This is a genomic window from Bradyrhizobium sp. BRP19 (genome assembly GCF_020194195.1).
In the GTDB taxonomy this organism is placed as follows: domain Bacteria; phylum Pseudomonadota; class Alphaproteobacteria; order Rhizobiales; family Xanthobacteraceae; genus Bradyrhizobium; species Bradyrhizobium yuanmingense.
In genome coordinates this window covers 1-437 of record NZ_JADYVZ010000139.1, presented here as the reverse complement: position 1 = coordinate 437, position 437 = coordinate 1, and the positions used below count along the sequence as shown (strand labels likewise).

Genomic DNA, 437 nt, shown 5'->3' with positions numbered 1-437 from the left:
GTGCTGGCCCTGGCCGACTGGCTGGCCAACCAGCACGCCGGGCAGGAAATGTACTGCACCGATCATCTCGCCGGCGACTGGTCGCCTGCCGCGCACCTGACCGACGTGGCCAGTGGCCTGCTGGCGGTGTCGATCTCGCAGCTCCATCACAGCTACCTGATGTGGTTCCGGCCGGAGGTCGTGCGCACCGTGCGCTGGGGGGGCGACCCGCGCAAGACCGAGGCACCCGGCGTGGCCCTGTCGCCGCGGAACTCGTTCGAGGCGTGGAAGGAGACCGTGCAGCAGCGCAGCCTGCCCTGGAGTGATGCCGACTGCGATGCCGCGCACGAAATGCGCACCGCCATTGTCGACATCGTGCTGCGCAAGGCCGAGGAAATGGCGGAGCTGAACGAACAGCTGGTGCGCAGCAACAAGGAACTGGAAGCGTTCTCCTATTC

The 437-nt window shown here is 67.0% G+C and carries 1 pseudogene; it reads left to right on the top strand.

What is annotated here, in order from left to right:
- Positions 1 to 437: pseudogene (locus I6F36_RS38880) on the top strand (ATPase); the annotation flags it as partial.